General features: G+C 45.0%; 18 protein-coding genes. 10 read left to right on the forward strand and 8 right to left on the reverse strand.

Annotated elements, in window-relative coordinates:
• Positions 1–2: 2 nt before the first annotated feature.
• Complete coding sequence (dnaB, locus tag D1Z90_RS09445; protein ID WP_119910510.1) at positions 3–1,427, reverse strand: replicative DNA helicase; 1,425 nt, start codon at positions 1,425–1,427, stop codon at positions 3–5.
• A gap of 209 nt (positions 1,428–1,636) precedes the next feature.
• Between dnaB and D1Z90_RS09450 the strand changes: the two genes are divergently transcribed.
• From D1Z90_RS09450 to ilvN, 5 genes are all read left to right on the forward strand, one after another.
• Positions 1,637–2,524: a LysR substrate-binding domain-containing protein gene (locus D1Z90_RS09450; RefSeq protein ID WP_119910511.1), complete on the forward strand. Its 888-nt coding sequence runs from the start codon at positions 1,637–1,639 to the stop codon at positions 2,522–2,524.
• 71 nt (positions 2,525–2,595) lie between these two features.
• A complete protein-coding gene (locus D1Z90_RS09455) occupies positions 2,596–3,153 on the forward strand; it encodes a GNAT family N-acetyltransferase (RefSeq protein WP_198419090.1) in 558 nt (185 codons plus the stop codon).
• Positions 3,154–3,229: 76 nt separating this feature from the next.
• Positions 3,230–3,853, forward strand: coding sequence for a hypothetical protein (locus tag D1Z90_RS09460; RefSeq protein WP_119910512.1), 624 nt, complete (start codon positions 3,230–3,232; stop codon positions 3,851–3,853).
• 441 nt (positions 3,854–4,294) lie between these two features.
• A complete protein-coding gene (gene ilvB, locus D1Z90_RS09465) occupies positions 4,295–5,959 on the forward strand; it encodes a biosynthetic-type acetolactate synthase large subunit (protein WP_119910513.1) in 1,665 nt (554 codons plus the stop codon).
• Between the two features lie 2 nt (positions 5,960–5,961).
• Positions 5,962–6,249, forward strand: coding sequence for an acetolactate synthase small subunit (gene ilvN, locus D1Z90_RS09470; protein WP_119910514.1), 288 nt, complete (start codon positions 5,962–5,964; stop codon positions 6,247–6,249).
• Positions 6,250–6,267: 18 nt separating this feature from the next.
• Here ilvN and nrdG read toward each other — a convergent pair whose 3' ends face one another.
• The 3 genes from nrdG to D1Z90_RS09485 form a co-directional block, all read right to left on the reverse strand.
• Positions 6,268–6,747 (reverse strand): anaerobic ribonucleoside-triphosphate reductase-activating protein, encoded by a 480-nt coding sequence (gene nrdG, locus D1Z90_RS09475; RefSeq protein WP_119910515.1) that lies wholly within the window; start codon positions 6,745–6,747, stop codon positions 6,268–6,270.
• 7 nt (positions 6,748–6,754) lie between these two features.
• The gene (nrdD, locus tag D1Z90_RS09480) at positions 6,755–8,875 is read right to left on the reverse strand and encodes an anaerobic ribonucleoside-triphosphate reductase (RefSeq protein WP_119910516.1); all 2,121 of its coding nucleotides are present in this window, start codon (positions 8,873–8,875) and stop codon (positions 6,755–6,757) included.
• Positions 8,876–9,185: 310 nt separating this feature from the next.
• Positions 9,186–9,509, reverse strand: coding sequence for an HI1450 family dsDNA-mimic protein (locus D1Z90_RS09485; RefSeq protein WP_119910517.1), 324 nt, complete (start codon positions 9,507–9,509; stop codon positions 9,186–9,188).
• Between the two features lie 225 nt (positions 9,510–9,734).
• Between D1Z90_RS09485 and D1Z90_RS09490 the strand changes: the two genes are divergently transcribed.
• Together D1Z90_RS09490 and D1Z90_RS09495 are read left to right on the forward strand one after the other, a co-directional pair.
• The gene (locus D1Z90_RS09490; RefSeq protein WP_119910518.1) at positions 9,735–9,920 is read left to right on the forward strand and encodes a hypothetical protein; all 186 of its coding nucleotides are present in this window, start codon (positions 9,735–9,737) and stop codon (positions 9,918–9,920) included.
• Between the two features lie 73 nt (positions 9,921–9,993).
• Positions 9,994–10,644: a DsbA family protein gene (locus D1Z90_RS09495; protein ID WP_119910519.1), complete on the forward strand. Its 651-nt coding sequence runs from the start codon at positions 9,994–9,996 to the stop codon at positions 10,642–10,644.
• A gap of 73 nt (positions 10,645–10,717) precedes the next feature.
• On the opposite strand, the gene D1Z90_RS09500 is transcribed toward D1Z90_RS09495, so the two are convergent.
• The 4 genes from D1Z90_RS09500 to can form a co-directional block, all read right to left on the reverse strand.
• The gene (locus tag D1Z90_RS09500) at positions 10,718–10,912 is read right to left on the reverse strand and encodes a DUF4250 domain-containing protein (protein WP_119910520.1); all 195 of its coding nucleotides are present in this window, start codon (positions 10,910–10,912) and stop codon (positions 10,718–10,720) included.
• Positions 10,913–10,982: 70 nt separating this feature from the next.
• Positions 10,983–11,846, reverse strand: coding sequence for a DMT family transporter (locus D1Z90_RS09505; RefSeq protein ID WP_147378752.1), 864 nt, complete (start codon positions 11,844–11,846; stop codon positions 10,983–10,985).
• A 72-nt stretch (positions 11,847–11,918) separates the two neighbouring features.
• Positions 11,919–12,224: a c-type cytochrome gene (locus D1Z90_RS09510; protein ID WP_119910522.1), complete on the reverse strand. Its 306-nt coding sequence runs from the start codon at positions 12,222–12,224 to the stop codon at positions 11,919–11,921.
• Positions 12,225–12,334: 110 nt separating this feature from the next.
• On the reverse strand, positions 12,335–12,964 hold the full coding sequence (can, locus tag D1Z90_RS09515; protein WP_119910523.1) for a carbonate dehydratase: 630 nt from the start codon (positions 12,962–12,964) through the stop codon (positions 12,335–12,337).
• 349 nt (positions 12,965–13,313) lie between these two features.
• On the opposite strand from can, the gene D1Z90_RS09520 reads away from it, so the two are divergent.
• The 3 genes from D1Z90_RS09520 (at position 13,314) to D1Z90_RS09530 (ending at position 15,123) form a co-directional block, all read left to right on the forward strand.
• The gene (locus D1Z90_RS09520) at positions 13,314–14,309 is read left to right on the forward strand and encodes a hypothetical protein (protein WP_119910524.1); all 996 of its coding nucleotides are present in this window, start codon (positions 13,314–13,316) and stop codon (positions 14,307–14,309) included.
• A 116-nt stretch (positions 14,310–14,425) separates the two neighbouring features.
• Positions 14,426–14,692 carry a GrxA family glutaredoxin gene (locus D1Z90_RS09525; RefSeq protein WP_119910525.1) on the forward strand — a complete coding sequence of 89 codons (267 nt, stop codon included), beginning with the start codon at positions 14,426–14,428 and terminating at the stop codon, positions 14,690–14,692.
• 191 nt (positions 14,693–14,883) lie between these two features.
• Positions 14,884–15,123: a YheU family protein gene (locus D1Z90_RS09530; protein WP_119910526.1), complete on the forward strand. Its 240-nt coding sequence runs from the start codon at positions 14,884–14,886 to the stop codon at positions 15,121–15,123.
• Positions 15,124–15,163 lie beyond the last annotated feature (40 nt).

Here is a 15,163-nt window from a genome sequence, read left to right on the forward strand (position 1 = left end):
ATTTATTCATCATCATCAAAAGCGGGGCCTGCGTAATTATCAAACCTAGAGAATTGACCTTGGAAGGTCAGGCGTACTTTACCTATGGGGCCGTTACGTTGTTTGCCGATGATGATTTCTGCAATGCCTTTTTCTGTAGAGTCTTCGTTATAAACTTCGTCGCGGTAGATAAACATAATTAAGTCAGCATCTTGCTCAATAGAGCCTGATTCACGTAAGTCAGAGTTGATTGGCCGTTTGTCGGCCCGTTGCTCCAAGGTACGGTTAAGCTGCGACAGAGCAATCACGGGACACTTTAATTCTTTCGCCAACGCTTTTAAGGACTTTGAAATTTCAGCAATTTCCAAGGTACGGTTATCACTGAGCGAAGGTACGCGCATCAATTGCAGGTAATCCACCATGATCATTGACACGCCGCCATGATCTTTCGCAATTCGCCTGGCGCGCGAACGTAATTCGGTAGGAGTTAAACCTGAGCTATCATCAACGTACATGTTACATTTTTCCAGTAACAAGCCCATGGTGGACGATAGCCTCGCCCAATCGTCATCATTCAGCTGACCAGTACGTATGCTACCTTGATTAATTCGCCCCAACGAAGCCAACATACGCATCATAATTTGTTCTGAAGGCATCTCTAACGAGAAAATGATAACCGGCTTGTCATTGGTCATCGCCGCATGTTCGGCTAGGTTCATCGCAAAAGTGGTTTTACCCATAGAAGGACGTGCTGCCACTATGATTAAGTCTGAAGATTGAAAGCCTGCCGTCATGTTGTCTAAATCAGCGTAGCCACTTGATACGCCAGTGACACCGTCTTGTGGGTTTTTATAAAGGTCTTCTATTTTGTCGACGGTTTTTTCTAAAATAGAGTTGATATCTTGGGGGCCTTCGTTAGCATCAGCCCGAGACTCCGCAATTTTAAATACTTTGCTTTCAGCAAAATCCAATAATTCGTCGCTGCCCCGCCCTTCAGGATCATAACCCGCTTCAGCAATTTCATTGGCGACACCAATCAACTCGCGCACCACTGCACGTTCACGCACTATGTTGGCGTAGGCTGAAATATTTGCTGCACTTGGGGTGTTTTTCGCAATTTCTGCCAGATACGCAAAGCCGCCTACAGCGTCAAGTTCTTGCTCGCGCTCTAGTCGCTCAGACACAGTAATTAAGTCCAGCGGCATACTGTCACTGGTTAAGCGCTCCATGGCTTTGAAAATAAGCCGGTGCGGTCGTGAGTAGAAATCTTGGTCCACCACGGCTTCTGCCACGCGATCCCAAGCTTGGTTATCAAGCATGACACCGCCCAACACAGACTGCTCAGCTTCAAAAGAATGAGGCGGTACCTTCAACGCCTCTACGGCAGAATTTGAGAGGTTTTTCTTATCAAATTTATTTTTTTCAAATGGCGTGCGAGCTTGGGTCATAACGCTGCTAAGTGGATCAATCGTTGCGGTATTATCCGCCTCCCGCTATGAGAAAGCAATAAACCCGCTCACAGCATCTGTCGGTGAGATCCTCGCATCAGTCGTAAGGGCTGAACAAAGCGTGTTCATTATTCAGCCAAGGTTCAGCATCCTCAGCATAAGCTAAACCAGTTCAATAGTCCTAATGCAAAGAATCACCGAGGCAAATAATGAAAAGACAATTAAGAAATATGGATTTAAACCTGTTGACGCTGTTTATTACAGTAATGGAACAGCAAAACGTCTCCAAGGCAGCCAAGCTTCTTAACATGTCGCAACCGGCGATGAGCTTGGGCTTAAACAGATTACGAAAAAGGTTTGACGATGAGCTGTTTTATCGCAGCGGTGGCGTCATGCAACCCACCACGTTAGCACAAAGTTTATACCAACCCATCAGCTTAGCCTTGAACAATATTGGTCAGGTTTTGCCAAGCAACCAAGCATCGCAACCCACCCTTAACTTCAATTTAGCGGTGCCAGCAAAGTTGGCTACCAGCCAATGGCAAGGGTGTTTAAACCAATTGGCTAAGCAAGCAGATCATTATCAGCTAAGCATTAATGATAATTTAAACCTTGAAGCGTTAAAGCATAATCGCGTCGACTTCATCATTAACAATCACGCGATGGAAGGGGAAGATATCGTCTGTGAAACACTTGCAGAGGACAACTTGATTTTGGTTTACGCCAAAGAGCACCCTAGGTTTAACGCCATGTCCTCTTTGGATCAGTTATCCGCCGAGCGCTTTGTGCTAGTAGAGGGCGAAACTCTGTTACACAAACAAGACAAGCTAAATGTGGGCTTGCAAGTGAATAGCTTTGACAGCGCACTGGCACTTGCAGCCGAAACCGACTTGTTAACCATAGTGCCAAAATCTTGCTTTGAAAACAGCCTGTGGCAGCGCCATCTAAAATGGCACGTTACGCCATTTGGCCAAAAAACCATGCCGTACTTTCTCTCTTGGTTAGAACAGCGTGAACAAGACAAGAGCCACCAATGGCTAAGACAGTTTATTTTATCGCAGTTCAACCCTAATCCATTATCTGCGGTTTCGGCGTAACGCTAACCTACACAGCTGACAATTACGCAAGGCCTTCATATAATGGAGTAAACACCCAAAAAGGCCTTGTCGTGCAAACACCTATACCGGTTCTTTCTCACCCCGATTGCATTATCACCGTACTCGGGCCTGAGCATGCCCAGCAAGCTTTGGATTACCAACTAAATAACCGCCACCACCTGGCGCAGTGGGAACCCCAGCGCAGCAGCGCCTATTATCAATTAGCCACTTGGCAAACACTATTGCAACAGCAGCAACACTTGTGTGCCTCGCAGCAAGCCTTTCATTTCTCTGCTTTGGATAAGGGCAGCGGCAAAATGGTGGCCAGCATCAATTTTAGCCATATCATTCGCGGTGTCTTTCAATCTTGCCACCTAGGTTACTCGATTGACCAAGGCCATCAAGGCCAAGGCTTAATGTCGAGTTTATGCCAAACCACTTTAGCATTTATGTTTGAGCAGCAGGACTTACATCGCATTATGGCCAGCCACGTAACGGAAAATACCCGCAGCAAACAACTGCTGCTAAAATTAGGTTTTGAGGCCGAAGGGTTCGCTCGTGACTATCTAAAAGTGGCTGGGCAATGGCGTGACCATTATCTTTATTCGCTTCTCAACCCCGCGCATTGATCCAGTATTGTTTGTGACAAGGCTGCTTTAATGCTAATTTGCAAGCTCTTTAGTTGTCAGGTGAATACCCTTTTTTATGTCTAAGAACAAAAAGCCAGTTGTATTTCTTTTCTTTTTTATCGCGCTATTACTCTTATCAGCCAGCATCATGGGTGAAAATGCTCGTTCAGAACAAACCGCTAAAGATTTTTTCAACGCCATATCTGAAATGGAATTTAATCACGCCCAAAGCTACCTGACCGAGCAACAGCAAACGCAGCAAGGGGACTTTAATAGTCTATTTGCCCTTGAAGCAAGCTTACAAGAATTTTACCAAGTGCCTGTGTTTGCCATGTATCAATTGCATACGAGCCAGCGCTCATTTTGGCTGCCCTATATCAGTCAAGACACCATTCGTATTGACGGTTATTTAGCAGCCGTCGATCAAAAAGCGAAAGTTAAGACACCTTTTACCTTAGAGCTGATTCGCTATCATGGTAATTGGAAAATTTCGGCGATCGACCTACCCGATAACATTCAGCAGCAATTTCAGCACTATCAGACCAAAGTGGCGCAAAGCCAATACATGGACGTCAACAGTCAAGGCTTAACGCTACAAGACAATCAAATTCCATTTAACGAGTTGAGCTTAATTGAACGCAAAATATTGCAGTTTAATCTCAACAGTGCCCTCGAAAAACTGGCTAACGCCAGTAACTAGGCTCGTGATAAATGCGCGAGCTCACACTCTCGCGGGCTGTATAAAATAACCAAAATACTCCGGTTATCCTAGCTTTAACATTACTTCACTCTACGTTAAGCAGTGTTAGCAAAATATTCTGCCAACCTGATTAAAAAACCCGGCACGCCAATAGTGAAAAGTAGCAGTCGTAGGCTCGATTCATCATCAGTAAGCGGTTACCAGATTTGCCCTAGGCGAGAGGATTTGGTATTTTCTAGCCAACTATAAAAGGAATTCAGATGCACCAAGCTATCGCTAATACTCTAATCAACACTCTAGTACGCGTCGTCAAAGTCGTGGTACTAGTCGTGGTTAGGTCTTTGCCGTAGCGGGTTGCAGAATAAAAAAACCCCCTTCGGCATAAGCCCAAGGGGGTTTTTTTATGCCGTTTTAAAATTCACTGGAACAAAAGAGGCAACTATGCAAATCAGTGGAGCACAACTTGTTATCAAATTATTAGAGCGCCAAGGCATAGAGCAAATTGCAGGCTTGCCTGGTGGCGCAGCCTTACCCCTGTATGACGCCCTGCCGGGGAGTAACATTAAGCACGTGCTAACCCGTCATGAACAAGGTGCCGGCTTTATTGCTGAAGGCATGGCGCGAGTCACTGGTCAAGCCGCGGTATGTTTTGCCAGCTCAGGGCCTGGCGCAACTAACCTAGTGACTGCCATCGCCGACGCCCACCTCGACTCAATTCCCGTGGTAGCGATTACAGGCCAAGTACCCAGTAGCATGCTGGGCACCGATGCATTCCAAGAAATTGATACCTTTGGTTTAATGGTGCCGATTACCAAGCACAACTGGTTAGTGCGTTCAGCGGAAGAACTGTTAGAAGTAATACCTGCGGCCTTTCGGATTGCCACTTCTGGTCGTCCTGGCCCGGTGGCTATTGATATTCCAAAAGACGTGCAAAACCAAATTATTGAGATAGACGAGTTTCCAGAGCCAGGTAAGGCGATGCCTAAACCGCAGCCAACGCTCGCTGATATTGAACAAATGAAAGCCATGATCAAGGACGCCCAACGCCCTATGTTGATGGTAGGCGCCGGCATCATTCAATCAGGCAGTAGTGAACAGGTCGTCGCCTTAGCAGAAAAACTCGGAATTCCGGCTGTTTCTACCTTTTTAGGTTTAAGCATTTTCCCTCACGGTCATCCACTGCACATGGGCATGCTGGGAATGCATGGCTCGAAAGGCAGCAATATCGCGCTCGAAGAGTGTGACTTATTAATTGGCGCAGGCGTTCGCTTTGATGATCGCGCCACGGGTAAAATCAGTGAATTCTGCCCGCAAGCCAAAGTGCTGCATATAGATATCGACCGCAGTGAATTAGGCAAATTAAAAACGCCTACGCTCGCCATCAACGCTGACGTCGGCCCTTGTATTAAAAGCCTGTTAGACAGCTGTGAGCCAAACCCAAGAACGGAGTGGGTTGAGCGGATTAAGTGGCTAAACGAGCATCATGGGATCATGGTACCGAGTGAAGATAACTTGTTTAACCCTTATGGTTTATTGAAACAGGTTGCCAGCATTGCCGGCGATAACACCACGGTACAAACCGATGTAGGCCAACACCAGATGTGGACCGCGCAAGTATACCCATTTGTACGCCCACGCCAGTGGAGCAGTTCAGGCGGCTTAGGCACCATGGGCTATGGTTTACCAGCGGCGATTGGTGCGGCCTTAGCACAACCAGAATACATGGCCATTTGTATCAGTGGTGATGGCAGTATCATGATGAATATTCAGGAATTAGATACAGCGGTAGAGCATAACCTGAACGTGAAAGTTATCGTGCTTAACAATGCCCACCTTGGCTTAGTACGCCAACAACAAGCTTTGTTCTATAAAGAAAACTTCTCGCAAATCAATAATAAGCGTACCGCAGATTTTGCACTCGTCGCACAAGGTATGGGCGCATCTGGGTTTGACTTAGGCAAAGCCGACGATCCACAAGCGATGCTAACCGAAGCATTAAGCACGCCTGGGCCGGTGCTAATTAATGTACCGATTTCTGAAGAAGAAATGGTATTCCCTATGGTTCCGCCAGGCGCCGCAAACAAAGACTTAATCGAGGAACGTTAATCATGAGTCAATTAAACAGTCGCGCAGTATTAGAGCTTACGGTGAATAACCACCCAGGTGTAATGTCTCACGTTTGTGGCATGTTTGCCCGCCGCGCATTTAACGTTGAAGGGATCCTTTGTCTGCCGATGCAAGATAAGCAACGCAGTAAGATTTGGCTGCTGGTGGATGATGATCAACGCCTTGAACAAATCACCCAACAAACGTTAAAGCTCGAGGACGTTTTAGCCGTTGAGCAATACGGCGCTGAACACCCTGTGTTTGATCGCCTAAACGCTTTTGTTGAGTAATCACAATTACCAGCCGCTTTAAGTCTTTCTTAAAGCGGCTAAATCATGAATCACTTGATTGCTACTGCCGCGCCATTGCAAAGAAAGGTCTTTCTTTTCTAGCTCAAACTTACCGTCAATCAACACGTCAATATAAGGCAATAAATCCCGTTGCTGCTGACTTAACTCCGCCAAGGTATAACCTGTCCAACACCACACATCCTTGTTTTCTGTATGATGTTTTACCGCTTGAAGCAGAGCCAAGACCGCGTCGAGGTTATTAGGATGCAGAGGGTCACCACCTGATAACGACAAGCCACGACGCTTAATTCGGCTGTCATTCAAATCAGCAATTATTAGCGCCACCATGGCATCATTAAAATCATGGCCGGCGTCACAAGACCACGTCTTTTGGTTATAACAGCCCTTACATTGATGCTCACACCCTGAAACAAACAGGGTGCAGCGAGTGCCGGGGCCATTCACGACATCAACGGGGTAATATTGTTGATATTTCATAGGTTCCCTACAAGTGCTTCACGCGGCGGATCACTTCTGCTTGTTTGCCATCGTTAAACGGTCTTGCGTCGGGACTGCCTAAGTAGCCACATACGCGGCGAGTAACAGACACTCGGGATGGCTCATGATTACCACAACTCGGGCAAGTAAACCCCTTGCTAGTACAGCTAAACTCACCGCTAAAGCCACAGTCATAACACTCATCAATTGGCGTGTTAGTGCCGTAATAAGGCACTCGGTCGTAAGCGTAATCCCACACATTTTCCAACGCTTCTAAGTTATGCTGCATATTGGGGTATTCGCCATAGCAAATAAAACCGCCGTTGCTGATCGCCGGATAAGCCATTTCAAAGTCAAGCTTATCAAATGGATTCACTTGCTTTTGCACGTCTAAATGAAAACTATTAGTGTAATAGCCTTTATCTGTCACGCCTTCTAACACGCCAAATTGTTTGGTATCTAACTTGCAAAAGCGGCTACACAAGTTTTCACTTGGGGTACTGTATAAGCTAAAACCATAACCTGACTCTCGTTTCCATTGCTCTGTGGCTGCGCGCAAGGTTTGCACTATGTTAAGTGCTTTCTGGCGCAGTTCAGCATCATCATAAATGTGCTGCGAACCACCGTACAGCGCTTGCACTGTTTCGTGTAGGCCAATGTAACCCAGGGAAATAGAGGCGCGGCCATTCTTGAAGATCTCGCTGACGTTTTCGTCGGCTTGTAGCCTCACGCCGCAAGCCCCTTCCATGTATAAAATAGGAGCAACACGCGCTTTCACACCGTCAAGGCGCTCTATGCGTGTATCCAAAGCGCGCTTAGCCACGCTTAAACGTTGATCCAATAAGCGGTAGAATGTTTGTTCACAACCTTTGGCTTGAATCGCAATCCGCGGTAGGTTCAAGCTCACAACGCCTAAGTTATTACGGCCATCGTGTATCAGCTCGCCATTTTCTTGGTAATCACCTAAGAAGCTGCGACAGCCCATCGGGGTTTTAAACGAACCTGTTACCTCAACAATTTGCTCATAGTTCAAGATATCCGGGTACATGCGCTTAGAGGCAGACTCTAACGCTAACTGCTTAATGTCATAATTAGGATCATCCACTTGCTGGTTCAGGCCTTTTTTAATGGCAAACACCAACTTGGGGAAAATGGCTGTTTTCTTATTTTTACCGAGACCGGCGATACGGTTTTTCAAAATAGACTGCTGAATCAAACGCGCAGCCCAGCTCGTACCTAAACCAAAGCCAAAAGTGACAAAAGGCGTTTGGCCATTTGCGGTATGCAACGTATTAACTTCGTATTCAAGTGACTGAAACGCGTCATAACACTCTTTTTCAGTGCGACTAATGGCAAAAGCTTCCGCTTCAGGGATCTGCCATTCTTGCGCCAAGGCTTGGTTTTTCTCAAAACTGGCTTCCACGTAAGGCGCTAATACTTCGTCGATACGGTTAATCGTAGTACCACCGTAAATGTGGCTGGCAACTTGGGCAATAATCTGCGCCGTTACCGCCGTTGCCGTAGCAATCGACTTCGGCGTTTCAATCTCCGCATTTCCCATTTTAAAACCGTGCGTCAACATGCCTTTGAGGTCAATCAGCATGCAGTTAAACATAGGAAAGAAAGGCGCGTAGTCTAAGTCGTGGTAATGAATGTCACCACATTTATGCGCATTAACTATGTCTTTTGGCAGCATATGCGAGGTGGCATAATGCTTGGCGACAATGCCGGCGAGCAAATCACGCTGAGTCGGAATAACTTTACTGTCTTTGTTCGCATTTTCGTTCAATAACGAGGCGTCGCTTTGCTCCACTAAGCCACGAATTTCAGTCGCCAAGCGACTTTTGCGTTCACGTACCGTGTCACGGTCGTGGCGATATTCAATATAGTGGCGCGCCACCTCTTTGAAGTCACTGACCATTAAGGTGTCTTCCACGGCTTGCTGCAGCTCATGAATATCTACTTCATAGCGAGATTGTATTTGCTCAGATACCTGCAACGCAATGTGATGCGCATACTGAGGATCAGGTTGGGTCACATTTTCCATCGCGGATAATACAGCGGACTCAATACGTTGCATATCAAACGGCACGCGCGCACCATCACGCTTAATAACCACAGGTTTCACAAGCCAGTCTCCAAGAATCAAAATAATGTGTCGCACCACTAAATATAGACGACAAAAGAAATTAAAACACAATATGTGGTGTATTAGGCGAGAAAAAAGCATTTTGAGCTTTGATCCAGATCAAGCAAAAATGTCGGCTTAGGGCTATCTGATTAGAGAATATTCAAATTGCGAGCGGGATTAAATTTGAGAATTTTTTTGCTTTTTAAACTTGCAAAATTGACACTTCAGAACATGTCTGGGATGGCTCAAAAGCAAGCTTTTTTTGCTTGCTTTGACTCAATTTAAGGTCATTAAATACGGTGGAAAGTTAAGCTTCTTTCCACAGAATATGACAAAACTTTTGCTCTTTATCATTGCTCAATAATAAGCGAGCATAGACATCCGTTAAAGCGTCATCTTCGTCAACTAAGCCGATAACCACTTCGGTATACTCCCCTTCATCGACTTCAAAGCCCACTTGCTCATCCCAATCAAAACCCATGGCAACAATGTCAGCTGCGCCACGCTCTTCAAATTGGGCCGCCAGTAGCATCATGTCTGCTGGTTCAAGGTTATCTTGTGCTAACTCAAGAAAGATATCGTAAGCTGCATCAATCAGCTCATCGGGGGTAAAGTGGTTTGATTTCGTCATTGTCTGTTACCTTATTCAACTCTTGCGCTAGGATGCCAAAAGAAAAACAGCAGGCATAGAAAAAAATTTTTTATTTCGTATCGGGCTGTATCGCCCTTGAATAAAAGGCTGGCTAAGATTTGTAAAATCACTTAGCTGCGGTTTGATCTTTAAGCGCCAAATCCAAGATTGGCAGATATAAAATCTTACCTATAATTAGGACTCAAGTCGCCTGAGGAGGTTCCAATGATAGGCAAAGTCGCAGCATATATGCCAACGGGAAGACAGCCCCAACACGCTGGAATTATTACATTTTTTAATAAAAAAACCGATGAAGTTACCATTCGAGACTTCGACGGAAGTTATTGGAACGGCTGGTTTTATCAAGTTCAACTGGTGCAATCAGAGCAACCTGAAACCTTAACCTCCTAATCAGCGCTGGCCTCTCTTTACTCCCGTGCTGGCTTTGATATGCTAAGGTTTACTTTTCTCAAAGCCAGACATTATGAATAAACTAATCTATATCGCAGACCCTATGTGCAGCTGGTGTTTTGGGTTTGCCCCAGAGCTCGCCAAACTCCAAGCTGCTGTAGCAGGAAAATTACAACTTGAGTTAGTTATGGGAGGGTTACGAACAGGTGCTGATGCTCAGGCTTTAACTCCGGAATTTGCACAAGAACTGGCTCACCACTGGCAAAAAGTCACCGCCACCACAGAACAAAGTTTTAATCATGATTTTTTAAATCAAACGAACGGTTTTATCTATGACACCGAGCCGGCTTGTCGTGCGGTAACCTTAATGGGCGAAGCTAAACCCGAACATCAACTTGCTTACCTGTTTGCATTACAGCAAGGCTTCTATCAACAAAAATTGGACATCACTCAGCCGCAAGTGTTGGCAGATATTGCCAATGAATGGCTAGACCAAAGTTTTTTTGCTGACTTATTTGATTCTGAAGCGATTATAGAAGCAACCAAGCAAGATTTTGAGATGTCTCGCATGTGGCAAGTATTCAGCTACCCCACCTTGGTTTACTCAACCGGCGAGCGTATGATCATGTTGTCTCAGGGGTATGCGAAATGTGACGCAATACTCGAAGGCATCGCCAATATCGAAGCCCAATTGACCCAGCAGCCGGATGACTTTGAGCAGTAAAATTTATCATCAAGGTGCTGATTAAAAAATCAAGCCAACAGGCTTGGTTTTTTTACGTCCGCTTATCACCGCATTAAAACTGCTTAAATTGGTTACTGATAAAGTCGTACTGAAAGCCTATATGCTCAAGCTTTTGCTCTAGGCCTTCTTTGGGTATATCAAAATATCCCGCTAAATCGTCCAAAGAGTCACACTCAAGGCGTAACTTTTCATTCACTATGCCTAACAAGATATTGCTGTCCATGGTTTCAAACCGACTTAAATCCATCGCCTTGCCCTCAAGTTTACTGACCCAAGATTAAGTCTAGCAGCAGTGGTAAAAATTGCTTAGCTCAAGCTTATGTTCGGCGAAACACTTGAGAAATACCGATACCGGCCAAGACCAGTATCGTAGCGATGACAAACTGAGTGGTCAGTTGCTCAGCCAAAAACACTATGCCCAAAGCGGCGCTTAACACGGGTACACTGAGCTGATATAAGCCAGCTTGCAACGCGCCTAATCGGGGCAACAACCCATACCATAAGTTATAGCCAATACCGGAAGCCAACGCGCCAGAGGCAACAGCTAATAGTACGCCTTGCCAAGATATCTCACTCCAGGCCACCCAAGGTAACAACAGCAAACAACACACGCTTGCTACTTTAAAACTGTTGTAAGTAGCCACTAATGCATCGGTTTGACATTTGCCGAGCCAGGTATATATCCCCCACGCTGCGCCAGCAATAGCCATTAACAAGATTGCCCAATCACTGCTAGGTTTTCCCTCTTCGCCGGTAGAGGGCCAAAGTAAATACAGCAAACCACTAAACGCAATGGCTATGCCCAACAACTCCAACCGATTAGGCCACAGGCGTTGGCACAAAGTAATGACAAATAAAGTAACTTGTACCATGGCAAATAAAATTAACGCGCCCATACCGGCATCTAAAGCTAAATAAGCGTAAGAAAAACCAGCGGCATACGCAAAAAGCGCGATCCCCGGTAGCCAAACACTCCCTTGATGAGAAAGCGTGGCCGATGCGCCAGAGTGGGTGGTTTGTCGTCGGCGTAACAGCCAATACAGGCACATAAAGCCAAACATACACCTTAGAAGGGTAAAACCGCCGGCATCAATATAACCATTGGCTAATGCCAAGCGACATAACACGGAATTTGCAGCAAACAGAAACAAGGTAATGGTTAGGATAACAAATGAAGGCAAGGTAACGACTAATGGGTATAGAGTGATGGCTTCAGTGTGACGTGAATAACGTCACACTGCAATATAACGGAACTATTTTAGGCTCGCATAATAGGCAGCTAAATCAGCAATGTCTTCATCTGAAAGCCCAGCCGCTTGGGCCTGCATTACCGCAGCCATGCCGCCATTTCGCTCTTTGTTTTTGTAGGCCTTCAGAGAAGAAACAAGATACGCTTCTTGTTGGCCCGCCAGGTTAGGGTATACAGGCACTGTAGCAATGCCTGCTGCGCCATGGCAAGTAGCGCAAATAGCTGATTTGGCTTTACCCTGCTCAGCATCCGCCGCCACGCTAGGTAAAGAAACCGCTAACAGTGTGGCTGAAATCATCAGTTTTTTCATTACATTCTCCATTGCTCATAAGGTGTTATGGTTATAATTGCTGACACCATAACACCTAATATGAAATGAATGAGCGTAAAGATCAAACTTACCTCAATTGCTGATACCTTTTACTTATATTGGTAAATATCGGCTAATTGTTGCTGACTTGATACGGTTACTTGAGTGTCTTTAATCAAACCGTCTTTGATAGAGTATACCCAACCATGTACATTGAGCTCTTGACCTCGCTGCCAAGCTTTTTGCACTATGCTGGTGTGGCATACGTTCTCAACTTGCGCCGTCACGTTCAATTCACACATGCGATTAAGCCTGTCTTCCTCGCTCATGCCTGTTTCAAATTTGTCGCTATTTTTGACGTAAGTATCTTTGATATTACGTAACCAGTTGTCAATTAGGCCATGGCTGCCATTTTCAAGGGCAGCTTTAATGCCACCACAACCATAATGACCGGTAACAATAATATGCTTCACCTGAAGAACATCTACCGCATACTGAATGACCGACAAACAATTTAAGTCAGTATGAACCACTTGGTTAGCAATGTTACGGTGAACAAAAATATCGCCCGGCAATAAGCCTAACAACTGGTTGGCAGGCACACGACTATCGGAGCAACCAATCCACAAGTACTCAGGCGCTTGCTGCGCCGCAAGAGTTTCAAAAAATGTGGGGTCTTCAGCTTTGATTTGCTCAGCCCATTCGGCATTATTGATAAGTAACTGCTCTAATAAATCCAATCGATAATCCTCACGAAAAAAATCGGGAAACACACAATATTAATCAGAATGTACACTAAAACCTAAATGGCCGGATTTAAGGTTAGTGATAACAAGTTTACTAGTTCAGAGGGTTTCGACACTGATCTAGCCTAAATTGAACTCAAAAAATAATAATAACTCGATTTCGACTAAAATCCTTTTGAAAGTAAAAACTCCTTGTCTCAACAACAGCCAAATACAAAATAAATCAAAATGGTCTCATTTATCCCACATTTTGCTACTGAACTTGAGCTAACTCTCATCTCTAAAGCAAACCTTAGTTATACTCTGAGAGGTACCATCAAGGTAAGATAAACAAGGACGTTATTTGTTGAACCGAATATTCTTCAATTATGGATGGTTAGCAACCATACTATTCTCTACGAGTATTTTTGCTGCCTCGCCTATTAAATACGTTGAAAAAGTCGATGCTGAATCTGAGAGCGCAGATTCAGAATATCCTGATGCGCCTTCATTATGCTTACATGAGAGTCAGGAAAATACCGTACTCGATTCCGCTTACGATTACATTAATACCAAGATGTGTGAACCGGCATTGTGGTTTGATGACTTTTTCGTTGATGACAGGGTGACAGACGACGCCCGAGCCGGCACTAGTGTGCGTTGGAAAAATGATTTTATTTATGTTGAAGGAAAGGGCTTTGAGTTTGAAACCCGCCTCAATGCCAGGGTGCGAATCCCTAAAGCCACCCGCAAACTGAAGCTGACCTTTGAGAATGAAGCAGACGACAGGATCAGAGATCTTTTTCCAGACAGCACTGATGACACCAAAAGCACCTTAGGCTTACGTTATGACTGGATAGTAAAATCCCGCTCGAGCTTTAATATCAAGGTCACTTTACACCCAGGGGCGCAGGCGCGCTACCGATACACCTACCCGTTTACAGACAGCACCTATGGGCGCTTCACTCAAAAAATATACCAAAAAGAAAAAGACACCGGCTCCACTACCAGCCTAGACCTGGATCATACTCTGACTGATAACTTTGTACTGCGTTGGACCAACTTCGCCAAATTTGAGTCAAGCTTTGACGGCGCCGAACTTGGTACCGGCTTAACCTTGTACCAGTACCTCAACGACAAACAAGCTTTGGTGTACGAGGCCAGTTTATACGGTCGAACCCAACCCTATCGCTACCTGGCAAGCCAACGTTTGGCGGTAAAGTTCCGTCACAATATATGGCGTAAGTGGTTTTTCTATGAGGTGATCCCAGAAGTAAACTGGAAAGAAGAAGAATATGAAAAACGAGAAGACGAAACGCGACTCACTTTGCGCTTAGAAGTCTTGTTCAATAATTTCTAACCATAGACTATTGATAGCTAATACCTATCGATAGTTAAGAAACAAACCAATGTCGTAACACCTTGTTTTGTTTTATGCTGTAGTCAGTTTAATCAATCACTACAGGAAACACGCTTATGTTAGCTGTTATATTCGGTCGCCCAGGTTGCCCTTACTGTGTTAGAGCAAAAGAAATCGCGGAAACTTTGGTGGAGTCACGTGATGATTTCAAATTCCGTTACGTGGATATTCATGCGGAAGGTATCAGCAAAGCTGATCTTGAAAAGACCGTAGGTAAACCGGTTGAAACTGTGCCACAAATTTTCTTAGACAAAGATTACATTGGCGGATGCACTGAGTTTGAAGCCTATGCCAAAGATAACTTAGGCCTTTACCAAGAGTAAGCTGTGCCAATACCTTTGCTAAAAAAGAGGCCGCAGGCCTCTTTTTTATTACCTAGTGTTATTACCGTGACGAGTTAGCTGTCATTGACGCAGGAGGATACGTTTCACTTTACCCATATTAATGATGATTTAGTTATGCTGTCTAAAAAGGGTGGTATCATGACTAAAATCACTCAGCTTATGGCTAACCTATGATCATCGCTTATCAAGACATCCAACCCGACACACTCGAGCAGTTAATTGAACACTTCGTGCTACGTGAAGGCACCGAATATGGCGACGAAGAAGTTTCTCTTGAAGAGAAAGTCGCGCAGGTAAAACAACAGCTTGAAGATGGCAGTGTGGTTATTGTCTATTCTGAGCTGCATGAATCTGTGAACATAGTTCCAAAACAACAAGTGAGTGTGGAACAACAAGGCGTCTTGTCTTAAGTTAGCTCATTAGACTTTTTCTGATCGCTTCCGGTCCCAT

The organism is Motilimonas pumila (assembly GCF_003596335.1).
Classification (GTDB): domain Bacteria; phylum Pseudomonadota; class Gammaproteobacteria; order Enterobacterales; family CBDFNC01; genus Motilimonas; species Motilimonas pumila.

Excerpts from the sequence above, each read along its gene's own strand:
- dnaB (WP_119910510.1), bottom strand. The coding sequence starts at position 1,427 with ATGACCCAAGCTCGCACGCCATTTGAAAAAAATAAATTTGATAAGAAA.
- D1Z90_RS09450 (WP_119910511.1), top strand. The coding sequence starts at position 1,637 with ATGAAAAGACAATTAAGAAATATGGATTTAAACCTGTTGACGCTGTTT.
- D1Z90_RS09460 (WP_119910512.1), top strand. The coding sequence starts at position 3,230 with ATGTCTAAGAACAAAAAGCCAGTTGTATTTCTTTTCTTTTTTATCGCG.
- ilvB (WP_119910513.1), top strand. The coding sequence starts at position 4,295 with ATGCAAATCAGTGGAGCACAACTTGTTATCAAATTATTAGAGCGCCAA.
- ilvN (WP_119910514.1), top strand. The coding sequence starts at position 5,962 with ATGAGTCAATTAAACAGTCGCGCAGTATTAGAGCTTACGGTGAATAAC.
- nrdG (WP_119910515.1), bottom strand. The coding sequence starts at position 6,747 with ATGAAATATCAACAATATTACCCCGTTGATGTCGTGAATGGCCCCGGC.
- D1Z90_RS09485 (WP_119910517.1), bottom strand. The coding sequence starts at position 9,509 with ATGACGAAATCAAACCACTTTACCCCCGATGAGCTGATTGATGCAGCT.
- D1Z90_RS09490 (WP_119910518.1), top strand. The coding sequence starts at position 9,735 with ATGATAGGCAAAGTCGCAGCATATATGCCAACGGGAAGACAGCCCCAA.
- D1Z90_RS09495 (WP_119910519.1), top strand. The coding sequence starts at position 9,994 with ATGAATAAACTAATCTATATCGCAGACCCTATGTGCAGCTGGTGTTTT.
- D1Z90_RS09500 (WP_119910520.1), bottom strand. The coding sequence starts at position 10,912 with ATGGATTTAAGTCGGTTTGAAACCATGGACAGCAATATCTTGTTAGGC.
- D1Z90_RS09510 (WP_119910522.1), bottom strand. The coding sequence starts at position 12,224 with ATGAAAAAACTGATGATTTCAGCCACACTGTTAGCGGTTTCTTTACCT.
- D1Z90_RS09525 (WP_119910525.1), top strand. The coding sequence starts at position 14,426 with ATGTTAGCTGTTATATTCGGTCGCCCAGGTTGCCCTTACTGTGTTAGA.
- D1Z90_RS09530 (WP_119910526.1), top strand. The coding sequence starts at position 14,884 with ATGATCATCGCTTATCAAGACATCCAACCCGACACACTCGAGCAGTTA.